At 70.5% G+C, this 15,345-nt stretch carries 16 protein-coding genes; 11 read left to right on the forward strand and 5 right to left on the reverse strand.

Features of this window, described 5'->3' with window-relative positions; all coding sequences use genetic code 11:
• Positions 1-16 precede the first annotated feature (16 nt).
• Genes N803_RS01170 through N803_RS01185 form a run of 4 tightly spaced genes read left to right on the forward strand, consistent with a single transcriptional unit; the run spans position 17 to position 4,302 of the window.
• Positions 17-1,201 (forward strand): energy-coupling factor transporter transmembrane component T, encoded by a 1,185-nt coding sequence (locus N803_RS01170; protein ID WP_084763904.1) that lies wholly within the window; start codon positions 17-19, stop codon positions 1,199-1,201.
• Positions 1,198-2,856, forward strand: a complete 1,659-nt coding sequence (locus tag N803_RS01175) for an ABC transporter ATP-binding protein (RefSeq protein WP_035901893.1) — start codon at positions 1,198-1,200, stop codon at positions 2,854-2,856. The genes N803_RS01170 and N803_RS01175 overlap by 4 nt, the downstream gene beginning before the upstream one ends.
• Positions 2,853-3,704, forward strand: a complete 852-nt coding sequence (locus N803_RS01180; RefSeq protein ID WP_245616936.1) for an ECF transporter S component — start codon at positions 2,853-2,855, stop codon at positions 3,702-3,704. The genes N803_RS01175 and N803_RS01180 overlap by 4 nt, the downstream gene beginning before the upstream one ends.
• Positions 3,705-3,762: 58 nt before the next feature.
• Positions 3,763-4,302: an NUDIX hydrolase family protein gene (locus N803_RS01185; protein WP_035901895.1), complete on the forward strand. Its 540-nt coding sequence runs from the start codon at positions 3,763-3,765 to the stop codon at positions 4,300-4,302.
• Positions 4,303-4,329: 27 nt separating this feature from the next.
• Here the strand turns inward: N803_RS01185 and N803_RS01190 are convergent, their stop codons facing one another.
• Positions 4,330-5,094 (reverse strand): lysophospholipid acyltransferase family protein, encoded by a 765-nt coding sequence (locus N803_RS01190; protein ID WP_035901896.1) that lies wholly within the window; start codon positions 5,092-5,094, stop codon positions 4,330-4,332.
• Between the two features lie 10 nt (positions 5,095-5,104).
• Positions 5,105-5,836, reverse strand: coding sequence for a S8 family serine peptidase (locus N803_RS01195; RefSeq protein WP_156969608.1), 732 nt, complete (start codon positions 5,834-5,836; stop codon positions 5,105-5,107).
• A 171-nt stretch (positions 5,837-6,007) separates the two neighbouring features.
• On the opposite strand from N803_RS01195, the gene valS reads away from it, so the two are divergent.
• Complete coding sequence (gene valS, locus N803_RS01200) at positions 6,008-8,674, forward strand: valine--tRNA ligase (protein ID WP_035901901.1); 2,667 nt, start codon at positions 6,008-6,010, stop codon at positions 8,672-8,674.
• Positions 8,671-9,414: a lysoplasmalogenase family protein gene (locus tag N803_RS01205; protein WP_052111580.1), complete on the forward strand. Its 744-nt coding sequence runs from the start codon at positions 8,671-8,673 to the stop codon at positions 9,412-9,414. The genes valS and N803_RS01205 overlap by 4 nt, the downstream gene beginning before the upstream one ends.
• On the opposite strand, the gene N803_RS01210 is transcribed toward N803_RS01205, so the two are convergent.
• The gene (locus N803_RS01210) at positions 9,379-10,068 is read right to left on the reverse strand and encodes a hypothetical protein (protein ID WP_052111581.1); all 690 of its coding nucleotides are present in this window, start codon (positions 10,066-10,068) and stop codon (positions 9,379-9,381) included. The genes N803_RS01205 and N803_RS01210 overlap by 36 nt on opposite strands.
• Before the next feature lie 51 nt (positions 10,069-10,119).
• Positions 10,120-10,527 carry a hypothetical protein gene (locus N803_RS01215; RefSeq protein ID WP_052111582.1) on the reverse strand — a complete coding sequence of 136 codons (408 nt, stop codon included), beginning with the start codon at positions 10,525-10,527 and terminating at the stop codon, positions 10,120-10,122.
• Positions 10,528-10,646: 119 nt separating this feature from the next.
• Between N803_RS01215 and N803_RS17250 the strand changes: the two genes are divergently transcribed.
• Genes N803_RS17250 through N803_RS17255 form a run of 5 tightly spaced genes read left to right on the forward strand, consistent with a single transcriptional unit; the run spans position 10,647 to position 15,017 of the window.
• Positions 10,647-11,411 carry a DUF4129 domain-containing protein gene (locus N803_RS17250; RefSeq protein WP_169743019.1) on the forward strand — a complete coding sequence of 255 codons (765 nt, stop codon included), beginning with the start codon at positions 10,647-10,649 and terminating at the stop codon, positions 11,409-11,411.
• Entirely contained in the window at positions 11,408-11,905 is a 498-nt protein-coding gene (locus tag N803_RS01225; protein WP_035901903.1) for a hypothetical protein, read from the forward strand. The genes N803_RS17250 and N803_RS01225 overlap by 4 nt, the downstream gene beginning before the upstream one ends.
• Positions 11,906-13,000 (forward strand): AAA family ATPase, encoded by a 1,095-nt coding sequence (locus tag N803_RS01230; RefSeq protein ID WP_245616937.1) that lies wholly within the window; start codon positions 11,906-11,908, stop codon positions 12,998-13,000.
• Positions 12,997-14,385, forward strand: a complete 1,389-nt coding sequence (locus tag N803_RS01235) for a DUF58 domain-containing protein (protein WP_052111584.1) — start codon at positions 12,997-12,999, stop codon at positions 14,383-14,385. The genes N803_RS01230 and N803_RS01235 overlap by 4 nt, the downstream gene beginning before the upstream one ends.
• On the forward strand, positions 14,382-15,017 hold the full coding sequence (locus N803_RS17255) for a hypothetical protein (protein ID WP_052111585.1): 636 nt from the start codon (positions 14,382-14,384) through the stop codon (positions 15,015-15,017). The genes N803_RS01235 and N803_RS17255 overlap by 4 nt, the downstream gene beginning before the upstream one ends.
• Here the strand turns inward: N803_RS17255 and N803_RS01245 are convergent.
• Positions 14,930-15,328, reverse strand: coding sequence for a hemerythrin domain-containing protein (locus tag N803_RS01245; protein WP_245616938.1), 399 nt, complete (start codon positions 15,326-15,328; stop codon positions 14,930-14,932). The two genes, N803_RS17255 and N803_RS01245, sit on opposite strands and share 88 nt — an antisense overlap.
• Positions 15,329-15,345 lie beyond the last annotated feature (17 nt).

Here is a 15,345-nt window from a genome sequence, read left to right on the forward strand (position 1 = left end):
GTCTCGTGACCAGCCCATGACTGCCCTCCTCCCCCGCGCCGTGCACCCCGCAGCGTGGTGGGGGTGGGCCATCGGCCTGGCCGTCGCCGTCAGTGGCGTGACCAACCCCGTGCTGCTCCTCACGGCACTCGGCGTGGCTGCGCTGGTCGTCACGTCCCGCCGTGGCAGTTCACCGTGGGCGAAGTCGTTCCGCCTCTATCTCTGGCTCGGTCTCTTCATCGTCGTCGTGCGCGCCCTCCTGCACGTCCTCGTGGGCCTGAAGTCGGGCGACACGGTCCTCCTGCCGCTCCCCGAGGTGACGCTCCCGTCATGGGCCGCAGGCATCAACCTGCTCGGCGACGTCCGACTCGAGGGCCTGCTCGGCGCCATCGTCGACGGGCTCCGCCTCGCCGTCATGATCGCCTGCGTCGGTGCCGCCAACGCCCTCGCGAACCCGAAGCGCCTGCTGCGCAGCCTTCCCGGTGCGCTGAGCGAGGTGGGTTCGGCCGTCGTCGTCACGATCACGGTGGCGCCCCAGCTCGCCGAGAGCGTGCAGCGAGTCATGCGGGCGCGGGCCCTGCGTGGCGACACCTCGCGCGGAATCAGGGCTCTGCCCCGCATCGCCCTGCCCGTCCTCGAGGACACCCTCGACCGCTCCCTGCTCCTGGCTGCAGCGATGGACTCGCGGGGCTACGGTCGACGCCGCGTCGTGTCCCCGACCCAGCGACTCCTCACCGGGGCGTGCACGTTGGGCGGCCTCGTCGCGAGTGCCGTCGGCATCTACGGGGTCCTCGACGACACGACGCCGGCGTGGATGGGCGTGCCGGCCCTCGCCGTGGGAATTGCCCTGTCCCTCACCGGAATCTGGCTCGGCGGCCACGCCAACGCCCGTTCCACCCACCGTCCCGACCCGTGGCTCTGGCCGGAGTGGCTCACGGTCGCCTCCGGGGTGCTCGCTGCGGTTGCGGTGCACTTCGTCGCGCGCGGCGATGCCGCGTCATTGGGTATGCCGTTGTCTCCCCTCGCCGCGCCCGCGCTTCCCCTTCTCGCTGTGGCGGGCTTCCTCGTGGCCGCCCTGCCGGCGTTCCTCACCCCGACCCCGCCGGCCGCCCCCACCCGCGGCCAGGGGCGACTTCTTGCCCCGGTGGGACACGTCGATCGGGCCGAAGGCCCTCTCACCGTGTCCCACCGGGGCAAGAAGTCGGAGAGGGTGCAGTCATGATCGAGTTCGACCACGTGTCCGTGACCTTCGACGGGGCCGACCAACCGGCACTGCGTGACGTGACCCTCGAGATCGACGAGGGCGAGCTGGCGCTGGTCATCGGACGCACCGGATCCGGGAAGTCGACCCTCCTCGGAGCCCTGACGGGCCGGGTCCCCCACTTCACCGGCGGCACCCTCGCCGGTCATGTCCGCATCAACGGCCGCGACACCCGGGAGCACCGACCGCGCGATCTGGCCGACCTCATCGGCGTCGTCGGACAGGACCCACTCGCCGGGTTCGTCACCGACACCGTCGAGGAGGAACTCGCCTACGGCATGGAGCAGCTCGGGCTCTCCAGCGCGACGATGCGCAAGCGCGTCGAGGAGACGCTCGACGTCCTCGGCATCGCCGATCTCCGGAGCGCCGCCCTCACCGAACTCTCGGGCGGCGAGCAGCAGCGCGTGGCGATCGGTGCAGTCCTGACGACGCACCCCAAGGTCATCGTTCTCGACGAACCCACGTCGGCACTCGACCCGACCGGTGCGGAGGACGTGCTCGCGACGATCACCCGACTGGCCCACGACCTGGCCGTGACGGTCGTCGTCGCCGAGCACCGCATCGAGCGCGTCCTCCAGTACGCCGACACCGTCGTCCATATCGGCACGAATGGCGTTGTGACACAGGGCGATCCGGCGGAGGTCATGCTCACCGCGGAGGTCGCTCCACCCGTGATCGAACTCGGGCGATGGGCGGGCTGGTCGCCACTCCCCCTCTCCGTTCGGGACGCCCGCCGTCGGGCCAGGTCGTGGCGCCAGCTCCCGCCCGGGCAACCCGCCACCGGTCAACACTCCGCCGGTGAAGCGGCTGCCCCTGCTGGGCACCCGCACGAGGGCGAAGCACTCCTCGAGGCCAGGGGCATCGTCGTCCGGCACGACGGCGTCGTCGCCGTGGCTGACGTCGACCTCACCCTCCGCTCTGGCGAGGTCACCGCCCTGATGGGCCGCAACGGCGCCGGCAAGTCCTCGCTGCTCTGGGCCATCCAGGGCACGGGCGCCCTGACCAAGGGCACGGTCCGCATGACGAATTCCATTGCGGGACAGGCGATCGACGTCCGCTCCCTCGACGCCGCCCAGCGTCGTCGACACGTCGGACTCGTACCCCAGTCGGCCGCGGACCTCCTCTATCTCGACACGGTCGGCGCCGAGTGCGACCAAGCGGACCGCGAGAGCGGTCGCGACCCCGGGACCTGCCGCAGCCTTCTCGACGACCTGGCACCCGGCATACCCGATGATCGTCACCCACGTGACCTCTCCGAAGGGCAACGACTGGCACTCGTCCTGGCCGTCCAACTCACGGCCGACCCGCCCGTGCTGCTGCTCGACGAACCGACCCGAGGCCTCGACTACTCCGGCAAGGCCGCCCTCCGGCGGGCCCTGCACGGCCTCACCGCGCGCGGCCGCAGCGTCGTCGTGTCCACGCACGACGTCGAATTCGTCGCCGAGACCGCAGACCGGGTCGTGGTCATGGCCTCCGGAGAGGTCGTCGCCGACGGCCCGACGCGCGACGTCGTCGTCTCCAGTCCTGCCTTCGCCCCGCAGGTCTCGAAGATCACCGCGCCTCAGCCGTGGCTCACCGTCGACGACGTCCGGTATGCCGTCCCGGAGCCATCGTGACCGCGTTCGCCAACCCTCCCCGTTCCGCTGACCTGCCCAGAGGCGCGCGGGCGATCCGGCTGCGCCCACGGTCCATCGCGGCCATCGTCGCGGTGAGCCTTGCCGGTGTGGTCGCGTTCGGGTGGCCCCTCATCGTCGACCCCGGGTCCTCCCTCGGGCACTCGACCGACGCTCCGCTCGTCTTCTCCCTGCTCATGCCGCTGCTCCTGGCGGTGGTGCTCGCGGAGATCTCCGAAGGCGGCCTCGACGTCAAGGCCATCGCGATGCTCGGCGTCCTCTCGGCCGTCGGTGCCGCGCTGCGACCCATTGGTGCGGGGACGGCCGGGCTCGAGACCGTGTTCTTCCTCCTCATCCTCGGCGGGCGCGTGTTCGGCGCGGGCTTCGGCTTCGTGCTGGGCTCGACGACACTCTTCGCCTCGGCCCTGATCACGGGTGGTGTCGGTCCATGGCTGCCCTTCCAGATGCTCGGCGCCGCGTGGGTCGGGCTGGGCGCGGGGCTGCTCCCGCCGCTGCGGGGACGCGCCGAAATCGCGATGCTCGCGGCCTGGGGGGCGGTGTCCGCGCTGCTCTATGGCGTCGCGCTCAACCTCATGTTCTGGCCGTTCACCACCGGTCTCGACGGCGAGTTGTCGTTCGTGGCCGGCGCGCCCGTTGTCGAGAACCTGCACCGCTTCCTCGTCTATTCGCTGGCCACCTCACTCGGGTGGGACATCGGTCGGGCCCTCACCAACATCGTCCTCATCGCACTCACCGGTCGGGTCGTGCTCCGCACCCTGCGCCGGGCCGCACGCAAGGCGGCGTTCGAGGCGCCGGTCGAGTTCACCGAGTCCACACCTGTCGCAGGCTGAGGGCGAGCGTGCCGGACCTGCGGAGACGCGAGGTCGGCGCTTTGGCACAATCGCGAGCATGGCCCCTCTCGAGACCGACAACACCCCTGCCTGGTTGAGCCGCGAGGAACTCGACAGTGCGCGGGAGCGGCTGCCCATCCTCTACGTCGACGCCGTGCCGGTCCGGGTCGACGAGCGTGGCGCCGTCGCCGCCGTGGGACTCCTGCTCCGGGCCAACACCGAGGGTGAGATCCAGCGCGAGCTCGTGTCCGGGCGCGTGATGTACCACGAGCGCGTCCGGGACGCCCTGCTCCGTCACCTCGAGAAGGACCTCGGGCCCATGGCGCTGCCGGCGGTGCCGACGTCGCCCGTGCCGTTCACCGTGGCCGAGTACTTCCCCACGCCGGGCGTCACGCCCTTCCATGACCCGCGCCAGCACGCCGTGTCCCTGGCCTTCGTCGTCCCGGTGACCGGCGACTGTGCGCCGCAGCAGGATGCGCTGGACCTCGCCTGGCTCACGCCGGACGAGGCGCTGGCCCCCGGTGTCCTCGCCGAGATGGACCGCGGCCACGGTGTCCTGCTGCGGCAGGCGCTGGCGCACCTCGGTCACCCGGTCTGAGACCCTGCTTGCCCCGACCCGCAGGGGTCAGGCCTTGCGCCCCTTGTTGAACTTGTCGACGGTCCGGTTCATGTCGTGGTGGTCCTGGGCCTTCGCCTCGTCGGGCGTTGGCGCCTGCCCACCCAGCCGAGCCGGCTGGTAGATGAGGTCATCGCCCGTGAGCTCGGGGTAGGCCGCCTGCTGCGCGTGCAGCTGGGCCGTCATGACCTCCTGGAGGTGCGCCGTCGCCTCGGCACGGTTGGCGTCCGGCGCGACGTGGATCGGGGCTCCCACCGTGATGAAGATGGGGATCCCGCTGCGCCCCATGTGCTTGGGGACGTTCTTGCTCCACACCCGCTGTGAACCCCACAGCGTCGTCGGCAGGATCGGCACACCGGCCTCCTGCGCCATCCGCACCGCGCCCGGCTTGAACTCCTTGAGCTCGAAGGACCGCGACATCGTCGCCTCCGGGAAGACGCCGACGATCTCACCATCCTTGAGCGCCTGGACAGCGCGATAGAACGAGGCCCGACCGTCCTTGCGGTCCACCGGGATGTGCTTCATGCCGCGCATGAGCGGGCCCGCGACGCGGTGGGAGAAGATCGACTGCTTGGCCATGAAGCGCACGAGGCGCTTGCTCTTGCGGGCGGCGAGGCCGGCATACGTGAAGTCGAAATATCCGGTGTGGTTGATCGCCATGACCGCCCCTCCGGTGCGGGGCACGTTGTCCTCACCCTCCATGCGGAACTTCAGGCCCTGCGCGGCGAAGACGCCACGGGCTGTGGTGATGACCGAGGAGTACACGGGTTCCATGGACCCCAGCCTACGGTGCCGTAGGTTCGGCCGACAGGCAGCGGCCCATGTGGTTCGCTACTGTCGGAACGGTGACCTCACCGGAGCCCGCGAACGGACGGACAACCCCCGCGCGGTAGGCCTCCAGGAGGGCATCGACGAGTTGCTCGGTATAGCTCATCGACAGGCTGACGCTGATGACCTTGGCGCCGTCCTTGATCGCCTGCCGCATCGCCCGGGCAGTCGCCTGGGACAGGTTGTCGATGGACGGGTCGCTGAGCCCGCAGCCGAGCGGGTCAGAGCTGTTCACCAACGGAAACATGACGGCGTAATGCCGCAGCGTCGCCTCGGGAGCGATGCCGGCGACCCCCTGCCGCCGGCCGCCGCCCTTGCCAGAGCCAACGATGAGTGACGCCATGCTCGTGGCGTGATCCGCGGATTTGTCCCGCGCCGTCGACTTCTGGCGACCACCGCCGGGGGCGAGACACTCCGTCGTCGTCGAGGCCACACGCCCCTTCAGTTTGGGCACGCTCGAGTCGAGGGGGCTGTCAATGAGCGCGATCGTGATGCCCTTGCCGGTCCCCACCCGGTTCAGCTCGTCGACACCCATCGCCGACCGCCCCCACTGGCCGTCGTCCAGTTGGTCCGCCGACGCGGCCGGTGGCGCGACGAGGGCAGCCCCGAGCACGGCGGTCATGGCCACCCCAGCCAGAGCTGAACGCACCCCCTGATCACGGTGTCGGACCTTTGCGTTGCCAGCCATGGCACCCTCCCCAGATATCCCGTTCGGGCCGCGCGTAGCCGCCCGTGTCCCGCCTGTGCCGTCTCACAGGGGAAGGCCATACGGGGGTCAGGCGCGGTCGTGGGCGGACGGCATACCCGACCTCCGGAACCCGGTTGGGAGCACGGGTGACGTTCTGGGAGAATCGCGCCCATGTCTGCTGACCTCACGCCATCTCGCGCTGCCACGATCCCGGAGCGTCCCTCGCTGGACGGACTCGAGGACAAGTGGGGGCAGGTATGGGCGCAGGAGCAGACCTACCGCTTCGACCGGGAGGCCGCCCTCGCGGGCGAGCGCCAGCAGGTCTTCTCGATCGACACTCCCCCGCCGACCGCGTCGGGCAGCCTGCACATGGGTCACGTGTTCTCCTACACGCACACCGACTGCATGGCGCGCTACAAGCGCATGGCCGGGTTCAACGTCTTCTACCCGATCGGCTGGGACGACAACGGTCTGCCGACCGAGAAGCGCGTCCAGAACTACTACGGCGTGCGCGGCGACGCCTCGCTCCCCCACGACCCCGGCTTCGAGCCGCCGCATCGCGGTGACGCGAAGAGCCTGCGTGCCGGTGACGCGCTGCCGATCTCGCGACAGAACTTCATCGAGCTCTGCGACGAGCTGACCGTCGAGGACGAGAAGGCGTTCGAGTCGCTCTTCCGTCGCCTCGGTCAGTCCTTCGACTGGGACATCTCCTACCGCACGATCGACGACCACTCGCGCGCCACGGCGCAGCAGGCGTTCCTGCGCAACCTGTCCCGCGGTGAGGCCTACCAGGCGGAGGCGCCGGGTCTGTGGGACGTGACGTTCCAGACGGCCGTCGCCCAGGCCGAGCTCGAGGCGCGCGACTACCCGGGTGCGTACCACCGGGTCGCGTTCCACTCTTCGAATGGACCCATTCATATCGAGACGACGCGGCCGGAGCTCATCCCGTCGGTCGTCGCGCTCATCGCCCACCCGGACGACGAGAGGTATGCCGACCTGTTCGGTTCCACGGTCCGCTCGCCACTGTTCGGGGTCGAGGTCCCGGTGCTCGCGCACCCGGCCGCCGAGATGGACAAGGGCGCCGGCATCGCGATGTGCTGCACCTTCGGTGACCTCACCGACGTCATGTGGTGGCGCGAGCTGCAGCTGCCGACGCGTTCGGTCATCACCCGTCAGGGCCGCATCCAGGCCGAGACGCCGGAGTGGATCGCCGGCCGTCCGGGCGAGGCGCTCTTCGGTGAGCTCGTGGGCAAGACCGTCCACTCGGCGCGTGAGACGGTCGTCGACGCCCTGCGCGAGTCGGGCGACCTCGACGGTGAGCCGAAGGCGACCCAGCGCAAGGCGAACTTCTACGAGCGTGGCGAGAAGCCCCTCGAGATCGTCACGTCGCGCCAGTGGTACATCCGCAACGGTGGGCGGGACTTCGAAAGGAACGGCACAGACCTCAACGAGGCCTTGATTGCTCAGGGTCAGGCGATCGACTTCCACCCGTCGTTCATGCAGGCGCGCTACGCCAACTGGGTCGCCGGCCTCAACGGTGACTGGCTCATCTCGCGCCAGCGATTCTTCGGCGTCCCGATCCCCGTCTGGTACCCGCTCGACGCCGACGGCGAACCGGTGTGGGACAAGGTGATCGTGCCGTCCGAGGCCTCCCTGCCCGTCGACCCGGCGGCTCAGGCGCCGGAGGGATACGACGAGTCGCAGCGCGGTCAGGCCGGCGGGTTCATCGGCGACCCCGACGTGCTCGACACCTGGGCGACCTCGTCGCTCTCCCCGCAAATCGCCGCTGGATGGCGTCAGGTCGACGAGAACGGTTCTGTCACAACGGATCCGATCTTCGACAAGGTCTTCCCGATGGACGTGCGACCGCAGGGTCACGACATCATCCGCACCTGGCTCTTCTCGACCGTCGTGCGTTCGTTCTTCGAGCACGGCACCGTTCCCTGGACCAACGCGGCCATCAGTGGCTGGATCCTCGACCCGGACCGCAAGAAGATGAGCAAGTCCAAGGGCAACGTCGTCACGCCCGAGGACGTCCTCAAGGAGCACTCGGCCGACGCCGTGCGCTACTGGGCGGCCTCGGGTCGTCTCGGCACCGACGCGGCCTACGACGTGGGTCAGATGAAGGTCGGCCGCCGCCTCGCGATCAAGGTCCTCAACGCGTCGAAGTTCGCGCTCTCGTTCGGAGAGGTGGACGGCGACCTCGGTGCGCTCGTCACCAACTCGCTCGACCGGGCGCTGCTCGCCGGGCTGCGCGACGTGGTCGAGAAGGCCACGTCCGGCTTCGAGTCGTGGGACTACACCCGCTCGCTCGAGGTGACCGAGACCTTCTTCTGGACGTTCTGCGACGACTACCTCGAGCTCGTCAAGGACCGCGCCTACGGCGCCCAGGGCGACGACGAGGCGGCCTCCGCGCGCGCCACGCTCCGCATCGCGCTCGACGTGCTCCTGCGCCTCCTCGGCCCCTTCCTCCCCTACGTCACCGAAGAGGTGTGGTCGTGGTGGCACGAGGGCTCGGTCCACGTGACCGCGTGGCCGACGGCCGACGAGATCGGCTGGAGCGGCGACGCCGTCGACCCGACCATGCTCGGTGCCGTCGGCGCGGCCCTCGCGACCGTCCGCAAGAGCAAGTCCGAGGCCAAGTTGTCGATGCGCGCAGAGGTCGCCCGCATCACGCTCGGCGGCCCCGAGGCGTTGCTCGACCACGTGCGGGCCGGTGAGCAGGACCTGCGCGCCGCCGGCAAGATCACCGGGTCTCTCGACCTCGTCGCCGCCGACGCCTGGGGCGCGAGCGACGTCGAGCTCATCCCCGTGGAGAAGCCGAAGCCCCAGCAGTGACCTCGACGGCGCCCTCCCCGCGGCCGGCCACGGATCCCTCGCTCCCGGCCGCGCTGGGAGGGGCGCCGATCGCGGTGGGCGCGCTCACGGCATACACGGTCGTCTGTCTCGTTCACCTCGGCGCGCAACTGCGCGGTGCCGACGGGACGGCCAACCTCACCCAGTGGCTGGCCGTGCCCTGCCTCCTGGTCGCACTCCTCGGGCTGACCCGGCTGCGGTCGCGCCTCACCCGCTACGCCGCCGCCGGGCTCGTCTGGTCGTGGCTCGGTGACTCGCTCCCCGACTTCGTCCCCGAGTCGGTCACCTTCATCGTGCTCATGCTCGCGTTCCTCGTCGCGCACATGTTCTTCATCGTCGGCTTCTGGCCATGGCGACGAGAATCGTTGCTGCACAGTCGAATTGCGTGGCTCTACGTCGCGATCGCGGTCGTCATGGTGGTCGCCTGCGCGGCCGAGGCGGGACCGCTCACGATCGGCATTGCCGTGTATGCCGGTGCGCTGGCTCTGATGGCGCTGCTCGCCCGGGGCGTCGACATGCTGGCGGGGCTGGGAGGCATCGCGTTCCTCATCTCCGACGGTCTGCTCGCCGTGGGTGAGTTCGTGCCGCGCATCGAAGTCCCGCAGAGCGGGTTCTGGGTCATGCTGACGTATCTCGGGGCCCTGGCCCTGATGACGCTGGGTGTGGCGCAGCGCGAAGCGCGGGGGTCAGGCGCTCGAGGTCGCCCGAACCCCGCCCAGTGAACGCTTGGCGGCGAAGGCGCGGATGCGTCCGTGGCCCGTGGGCTGGACGACGAACCAGGGCACGTTCCAGCCACTGAGGCCCAGTCGGTGGGTCACCACGGCGTCACGTCGAAGGTGGTCGACGCGACCCGTGCCCGGGTCGTAGACATCGAGCACCCGGTCACCGTCACCGGGCAGAACGAGGACGACGTGGCGCGGCAACTGCGCATTGCCGACATAGAGCAGCCCGGGCTCCCCTTCCGCGACGACGTCGATGAGATGGTCGAACGCGTTCGCGAGGCTCTCCCCGGACAGGTGCCGGATCGTCGCGACGTCGTAGAGGGTGCCGCGCGTGGAGGCACCGAACTCGAGCTCGCGCTTGGCTCCCCACGGCGGCGTGCCCAGCGCCCGCGGCCAGGGAGTGTTGAGCCGCCGGTGCCCGGCGAAGAGCCCGTTCGTGCGGGACATGACGACGCGCTCGTAGCCGGCGAATCGTTCCTTCTCGGTGGCGCCACTCGGCGACCCCGGCAGGTGCGGAGCCCCCGTGCGGACCCAACTCGCGAAGAGCGGATCGACGAGCATCCGGGCCACGGTGAGGCACGCCGACCCACACGTCACCGGTGACTGCTGCACCGGGCCGGTGTCACCGGCGCGGAGTCGGTATGCGGTCGCCACCCCGTCATCTTGGCCGGTCGTCGGTGCCTCGCGCCAGCACCCGACTGCCGGTCAGGCGGGCGAGCCGCCGTTCTGCTCCGCCCAGGTCGACAGGGAGCGCGCGTAGTCGACGTTCTGCCGGACGTGGGCGAGGGTGGTCTGAGTGGCCGGAATCTGCGTGACGTACCGGCGGGGACCGTTCGTGACCTCGACCTCGTAGTACCCCACGATCCGGGTCTCCTTCACCGCGAGGAACAGGAGTCCGAGGAAGCAGGCGAGGAAGAAGACGATCGCGCACACGATCGCCCAGGTCGGCAGGAAGCGCTCGGTTCGCGTCTGGTCCCGCACGATCCACGTCGAGCCGGCCATCGGGATCGTCTGTCCGGGGACGTGGATCGCGGTCGGCGTGAAGCTGATCTCGCCGACGCTGCCAACGATGTCTCCCGGACCCGGGTTTCCCGCGCGCTGCAGCTCCGTCATGCCTTCTCTCCCCTGCGTCTCCACCCCACCCTCCGAGGTGCCCGGGTCAACCTAACAGCCCGGACAAGATGCCGCCGATGCCGCTCCAGCGGGTACGTGGCGTCGTAGGCTCCCCCACCATGGGGCGACGGGAATGGGCCTGGGGCGTGGGAACCGCCTGCGCGCTCCTGCTCAGCGCCTGGGTGTCCGGCGCCGGGAGCATCTCGGCGTTCACGCGTCCCACGATGGGGCCGCCGGCCACCGAGGAGCACGGCGAAGTGTTCGACCAGGGTCAGACCGACAACGGCAGCCAGGCCGGCCCGCGGCAGGACGGCGCCGAGAGCAGCCACATCGTGACCGAGGTCGTCGTGTGGACGCTGCGCCTCCTGCTCGTGCTGCTCGTCGCCACCATCGCCTACCTCCTCGTCCGCGCCTTCCTGCGACGGCTGCGCCGGGACGTCGTGCAGCCCAAGGAGGAGGTCCGCGCCGGCGTTCTCCCCGACGTCCTCGTCGACGGACTGCGCTCCAGCGAGGCCGAACTCGATCGAGGGACGTCCAGCGAGGCCGTCATCAACGCCTGGTTGGCCCTCGAGCGCACCGCGGTTGCCGTCGGCGTCGATGACGACCGATCGCGCACCCCCGCCGAGCTCGTGGGAGCTGTCCTCGCCGACTACGACGTCGACCGCAATACGATCGAGTCCTTGGCCGCGCTCTATCGCGAAGCCCGGTTCTCGGTGCATCCCATCGGCGAACACCACCGGGCAGCGGCTCGCGCGGCGCTCCAACGCATCCGGGAAGACCTGGCCGTCCCACTCCAGTTCGCGGCCGCCGGTGCCGACGTCGGTGCCGGTGCCGGCGTCGGTGTCGCCGACACTCCAGAGCCCTCGACGGGGCAGGACCGATGAGCGCCCGTCTCCTGCAGGTGCTGCGCGGTCACGAGATCCTCGCCGCCGTCGGAGTCGCTGCAGCGCTCGGGCTGATCCTCATGGCCTTCCCCGTCGCCGACCGCGCGATGCTCCTCGTGGGGGCCGCCTCGCTCCTGTTCGCGGTGCTCGTCCTCCTCACCTGGTTGGTGCGTGATCACCGAGCCATCGAGTGGACGACCAGTTCCGGCGCTGCGCCCCGGCCCCGGGGCCAGGACCGCCGCATCACCGCACTCGCTCGCACCATCGACACCGCCCTGACCGGCGACGGGCAGGCACGCGCGTCGGTGCGCGCCACCCTGCGCTCGTTGGCCGAGGCCAGCCTCGCAACCCGAGGCCTCGCCGTGGACCCGGCCGACCCGGACGTGACGCGCGTCCTCGGAACGGAACTCACGGCATACCTGACAGCGGCGCAGCCGCACAACCCCACCGCCGACGAACTCACCTCGTTCGTCACCACCCTCGAGGAGATCTGAGTGAGCGAGACACCACCACTGCACGAGGTCACGGACCGGGCGGCTCGCATCCTCGCCGCCGTCGAGCGTGCGGTCGTCGGCAAACGTGCGAGCCTCGAACTCGTCCTCGCCGGGGTCCTCGCGGGCGGGCACGTCCTCATGGAGGACTTCCCCGGACTGGGCAAGACCCTCGCCGCCCGGTCGTTCGCTCAGGCCCTCGGCCTCGATTTCGCGCGCGCCCAGTTCACCCCTGACCTGCTTCCGAGCGACCTGACCGGAGCCTTCATCTATGACCAGCGCACGCACGAGTTCGTGTTCCGGCGGGGCCCGCTCTTCACGCAACTCCTCCTCGCCGACGAGATCAACCGCACCCCGCCCAAGACGCAGGCGGCGCTGCTCGAGGCCATGCAGGAGGGTCAGATCACCGTCGAGGGAGAGACGTTCGCGCTCAAGCGGCCCTTCCACGTCCTCGCAACGGCGAACCCGGTCGAGTACGAAGGCACCTATCCCCTGCCCGAGGCGCAGCTCGACCGGTTCCTGCTGCGGGTCTCGTTCGGCTATCCCGAGGCGGGTCAGGAATGGGAGGTGCTGCGTCGCCGCATCGAGCGCCAGCAGGAGGCCCAGACGATCCCTGCCGTGAGCGACGCGGCCGGACTCATCGACCTCCAGCGCGCCGTCGAGACGGTGACGGTCAACGAGGGCGTCGGACGGTATTGCGTGCGCCTCGCCGCGGCCACGCGCACGCACGCGAGTCTCGTCCTCGGCGCTTCCCCTCGCGGCTCCCTTGCGCTCATGCTGACAAGCCGGGCGTATGCCGTGATCCGCGGCCGTGACTACGTCACCCCCGAGGATGTCAAGGCCGTGGCTCACGCGTGCCTCGACCACCGCGTCACGGTGCGGCCGGAACTGTGGATCAACGACGTGACCGCCGAGAGCGTCATCTCCTCGATCCTGTCGAGCGTGCCGACCCCGTCACCGACGAGCGGCCGGGACGCTGGTGCGTCAGGGCGTCCGGAGACGCCGGCGGAGACACAGGCGCAGTCCGGGTTCGAGCGACCGTCCCCGGCCGGCGGCTCCTCCGCGTTCGAGCGACCGCCGGGTCACCAGGGCCCATGAGCGACGACGTCTCGACCGAGGCGCTGCCCGGGAGTCGGCTGTCGGCACGATGGCAGGTGACGCCTGCCCTGGCCCGGGTGAGTGTGCTCGGAGTGCTGTTGGTCTCGCTCGGGGTGATGTTGCGGCGACCCGACGCGGTGGCTCTGGGCACTCCTCTCGTGATCGTCGCAGTGTGGTCCCTCCTCCGCCGACCGTCGACCGAACCGGTCGTCCACACGTGGCTGCGGCACTCCGTGCTGCGCGAGGGGCAGACGACCGCCTGGACCGCCACGATCGAGCCCGGGGACGGCGTCGAAGAGGTCGGCCTCGCCGTCACCGAGACCGCCTTCACCCGCTACACGCCCACGAGCCAGTCGGTGGCGCTGGGGTCCGTGCCGGGTCCGCCCCAGCAGCTCGATGTGCTCTGCCAGAGCACGCGGTGGGGCCTGCGCCGACTCGGGCCGGCGACCTGCGCCGTGAGCAGCGCCTTCGGCTCCTTCCGGTGGGCGCCGCCTCCGGTCGAGGGCACGCTCGTCCCCACCGTTCCCCTGCCCGAGGCCTTCGCGGCCCGGGCCCCCGTCCCTGACCCGGACGGTCTCGTCGGCCGCAGTCGCTCCCGGCGACGCGGCGACGGCACCGAGATCGCCGACGTCCGGGCCTTCCGGTTCGGCGACCGATTGCGCCGAATCCACTGGCCGGTGTCGGTGCGCACCGGAGAACTCCACGTCGCCACGACGTTCGCGGACGAGGACAGCGAGATCCTGCTGCTCGTCGACGCGATGCAGGACCTGGGCCGCAGCACCGGTCTCGACGGCGACGACAGCAGTCTCGACAACGCCGTTCGTGCCGCCGCCGCGGTCGCCGAGCACTATCTGCGGGTCGGCGACCGCGTGGGACTTCAGGTTCTCGGCGCTCACCACAGCCCGCCCATCTCCCCCGGCTTGGGCAGCAACCAGTTGCGGCGCCTCCTCGACGTCCTCGCGAGGGTGCGCGTCGCCGACGGTGGCGTCGTCGACGAGAAGCGGCTTCAGGGTCAATTGCGCCATCCCGTCTCGGCCGGAACACTCGTCGTCGTCTTCACACCCGCAATCTCCGTCGGCGTCCTTGCCCACGCCGCGGCCCTGGCCCGGCGGGGCACACCCACCGTCGTCGTCGACACCCTGCCCCGGTCGATGATCGCCCCGGACCTCGGCGACGACGAACTGTCCGGCCTCGTGCCCGAACACGACGTGTCCGTCGGTGCCCGGCTCGCCTGGCGCCTGCGGCTCCTGGAACGCACCCGCGAGATGCAGCGCGCCCAACTCAGTGGCGTACCCATCGTCACGTGGGTCGGACCGGGAACCCTCGACCTCGTCCTGCGCGACATCGGTCGCCAGCACCGTTCACCACGACTGGTCTCGCGATGACCTCGCCCTCCTCGTCCACCTCGCGTTCGCAGCGCGGGCTGCGTGCCGCCATGGTCGTGGCCTCGATCGGTCTCACCGTGCTGGCCGCCGTGGCGTCGTCCGAGGGTGTCTTCTCCCAGGGCACCGTGGTCGGGACGCTCGTCGTGCTCGCGGCGACGCCGTGGGCCGTCGTCGCGCCTGCCTCACGCCTCCCCGCAGTGCTCATGGGGCTGCACTGCCTCAATTGGCTCGCGAACGTCGCCGTCCCGACGGGCGCTGGCGAGTGGGGGCTCATCGTCGTGGCGGCGATCGCGCTGCTCACGATCCATCTCGCGGCGGCCCTGTCCAGTGCGCTGCCGCCCGCGGCACACCTGCCGTCGGCAACTCTGCGGCGCTGGCTGCGCCGCAGCCTCACCGTCGTCGGCCTGTCGATCCCCGTGTGGGCCGTGCTCGCGGCCGAGTCGGCCCGTCCGCCGGCCGGCGTTCCCCTGATCACGTATGCCGCGGTGGCCGCTCTCGCGATCCTCTCGCTGGCCGTGTGGTTGGGGCAGCAGCCGAACCGGAGTCAGCCGGCGATGGCACCGAACGCGTCGGCGGGTGTGAGTTCGAGCGGAATCTCGTCGAGGACGGACAGGAGCGACCGCTCCTCATAGCCGAAGTGGCTCTCCATGATCGCGCCCAGACCCTCGAGATGACCGAGGACCGTGTCGCTGTCGGCTCCCGAGGTGAGCGAGTGCTCGAGCCCACGGATGAGGTGGTCCATCATGCTGTGGTCCTGGCTGAGTTTGGCCAGGACGGGCGCCAGGTCAGGGCGGGCGGCTGCGATTTGCGGGAACAGGGCGGCGTCCTCACTGCGGTGGTGCCCGTCGAGGGCGGCGCAGAAGCCGTGGCAGTAGAGCAGCAGGTCCGCGGCGAGGGTGTCTCGGTCCGCGCCCTCGTCGAGGCCGGCCCGGACGAGTTCCAAGGCATTCCGCAGACGTG

The organism is Knoellia subterranea KCTC 19937 (assembly GCF_000768685.1).
In the GTDB taxonomy this organism is placed as follows: Bacteria; Actinomycetota; Actinomycetes; order Actinomycetales; family Dermatophilaceae; genus Knoellia; species Knoellia subterranea.

Excerpts from the sequence above, each read along its gene's own strand:
- valS (WP_035901901.1), top strand. The coding sequence starts at position 6,008 with ATGTCTGCTGACCTCACGCCATCTCGCGCTGCCACGATCCCGGAGCGT.
- N803_RS01215 (WP_052111582.1), bottom strand. The coding sequence starts at position 10,527 with ATGACGGAGCTGCAGCGCGCGGGAAACCCGGGTCCGGGAGACATCGTT.
- N803_RS17255 (WP_052111585.1), top strand. The coding sequence starts at position 14,382 with ATGACCTCGCCCTCCTCGTCCACCTCGCGTTCGCAGCGCGGGCTGCGT.
- N803_RS01195 (WP_156969608.1), bottom strand. The coding sequence starts at position 5,836 with ATGGCTGGCAACGCAAAGGTCCGACACCGTGATCAGGGGGTGCGTTCA.
- N803_RS01235 (WP_052111584.1), top strand. The coding sequence starts at position 12,997 with ATGAGCGACGACGTCTCGACCGAGGCGCTGCCCGGGAGTCGGCTGTCG.
- N803_RS01175 (WP_035901893.1), top strand. The coding sequence starts at position 1,198 with ATGATCGAGTTCGACCACGTGTCCGTGACCTTCGACGGGGCCGACCAA.
- N803_RS01190 (WP_035901896.1), bottom strand. The coding sequence starts at position 5,094 with ATGGAACCCGTGTACTCCTCGGTCATCACCACAGCCCGTGGCGTCTTC.
- N803_RS01225 (WP_035901903.1), top strand. The coding sequence starts at position 11,408 with ATGAGCGCCCGTCTCCTGCAGGTGCTGCGCGGTCACGAGATCCTCGCC.
- N803_RS01170 (WP_084763904.1), top strand. The coding sequence starts at position 17 with ATGACTGCCCTCCTCCCCCGCGCCGTGCACCCCGCAGCGTGGTGGGGG.
- N803_RS01185 (WP_035901895.1), top strand. The coding sequence starts at position 3,763 with ATGGCCCCTCTCGAGACCGACAACACCCCTGCCTGGTTGAGCCGCGAG.
- N803_RS17250 (WP_169743019.1), top strand. The coding sequence starts at position 10,647 with ATGGGGCGACGGGAATGGGCCTGGGGCGTGGGAACCGCCTGCGCGCTC.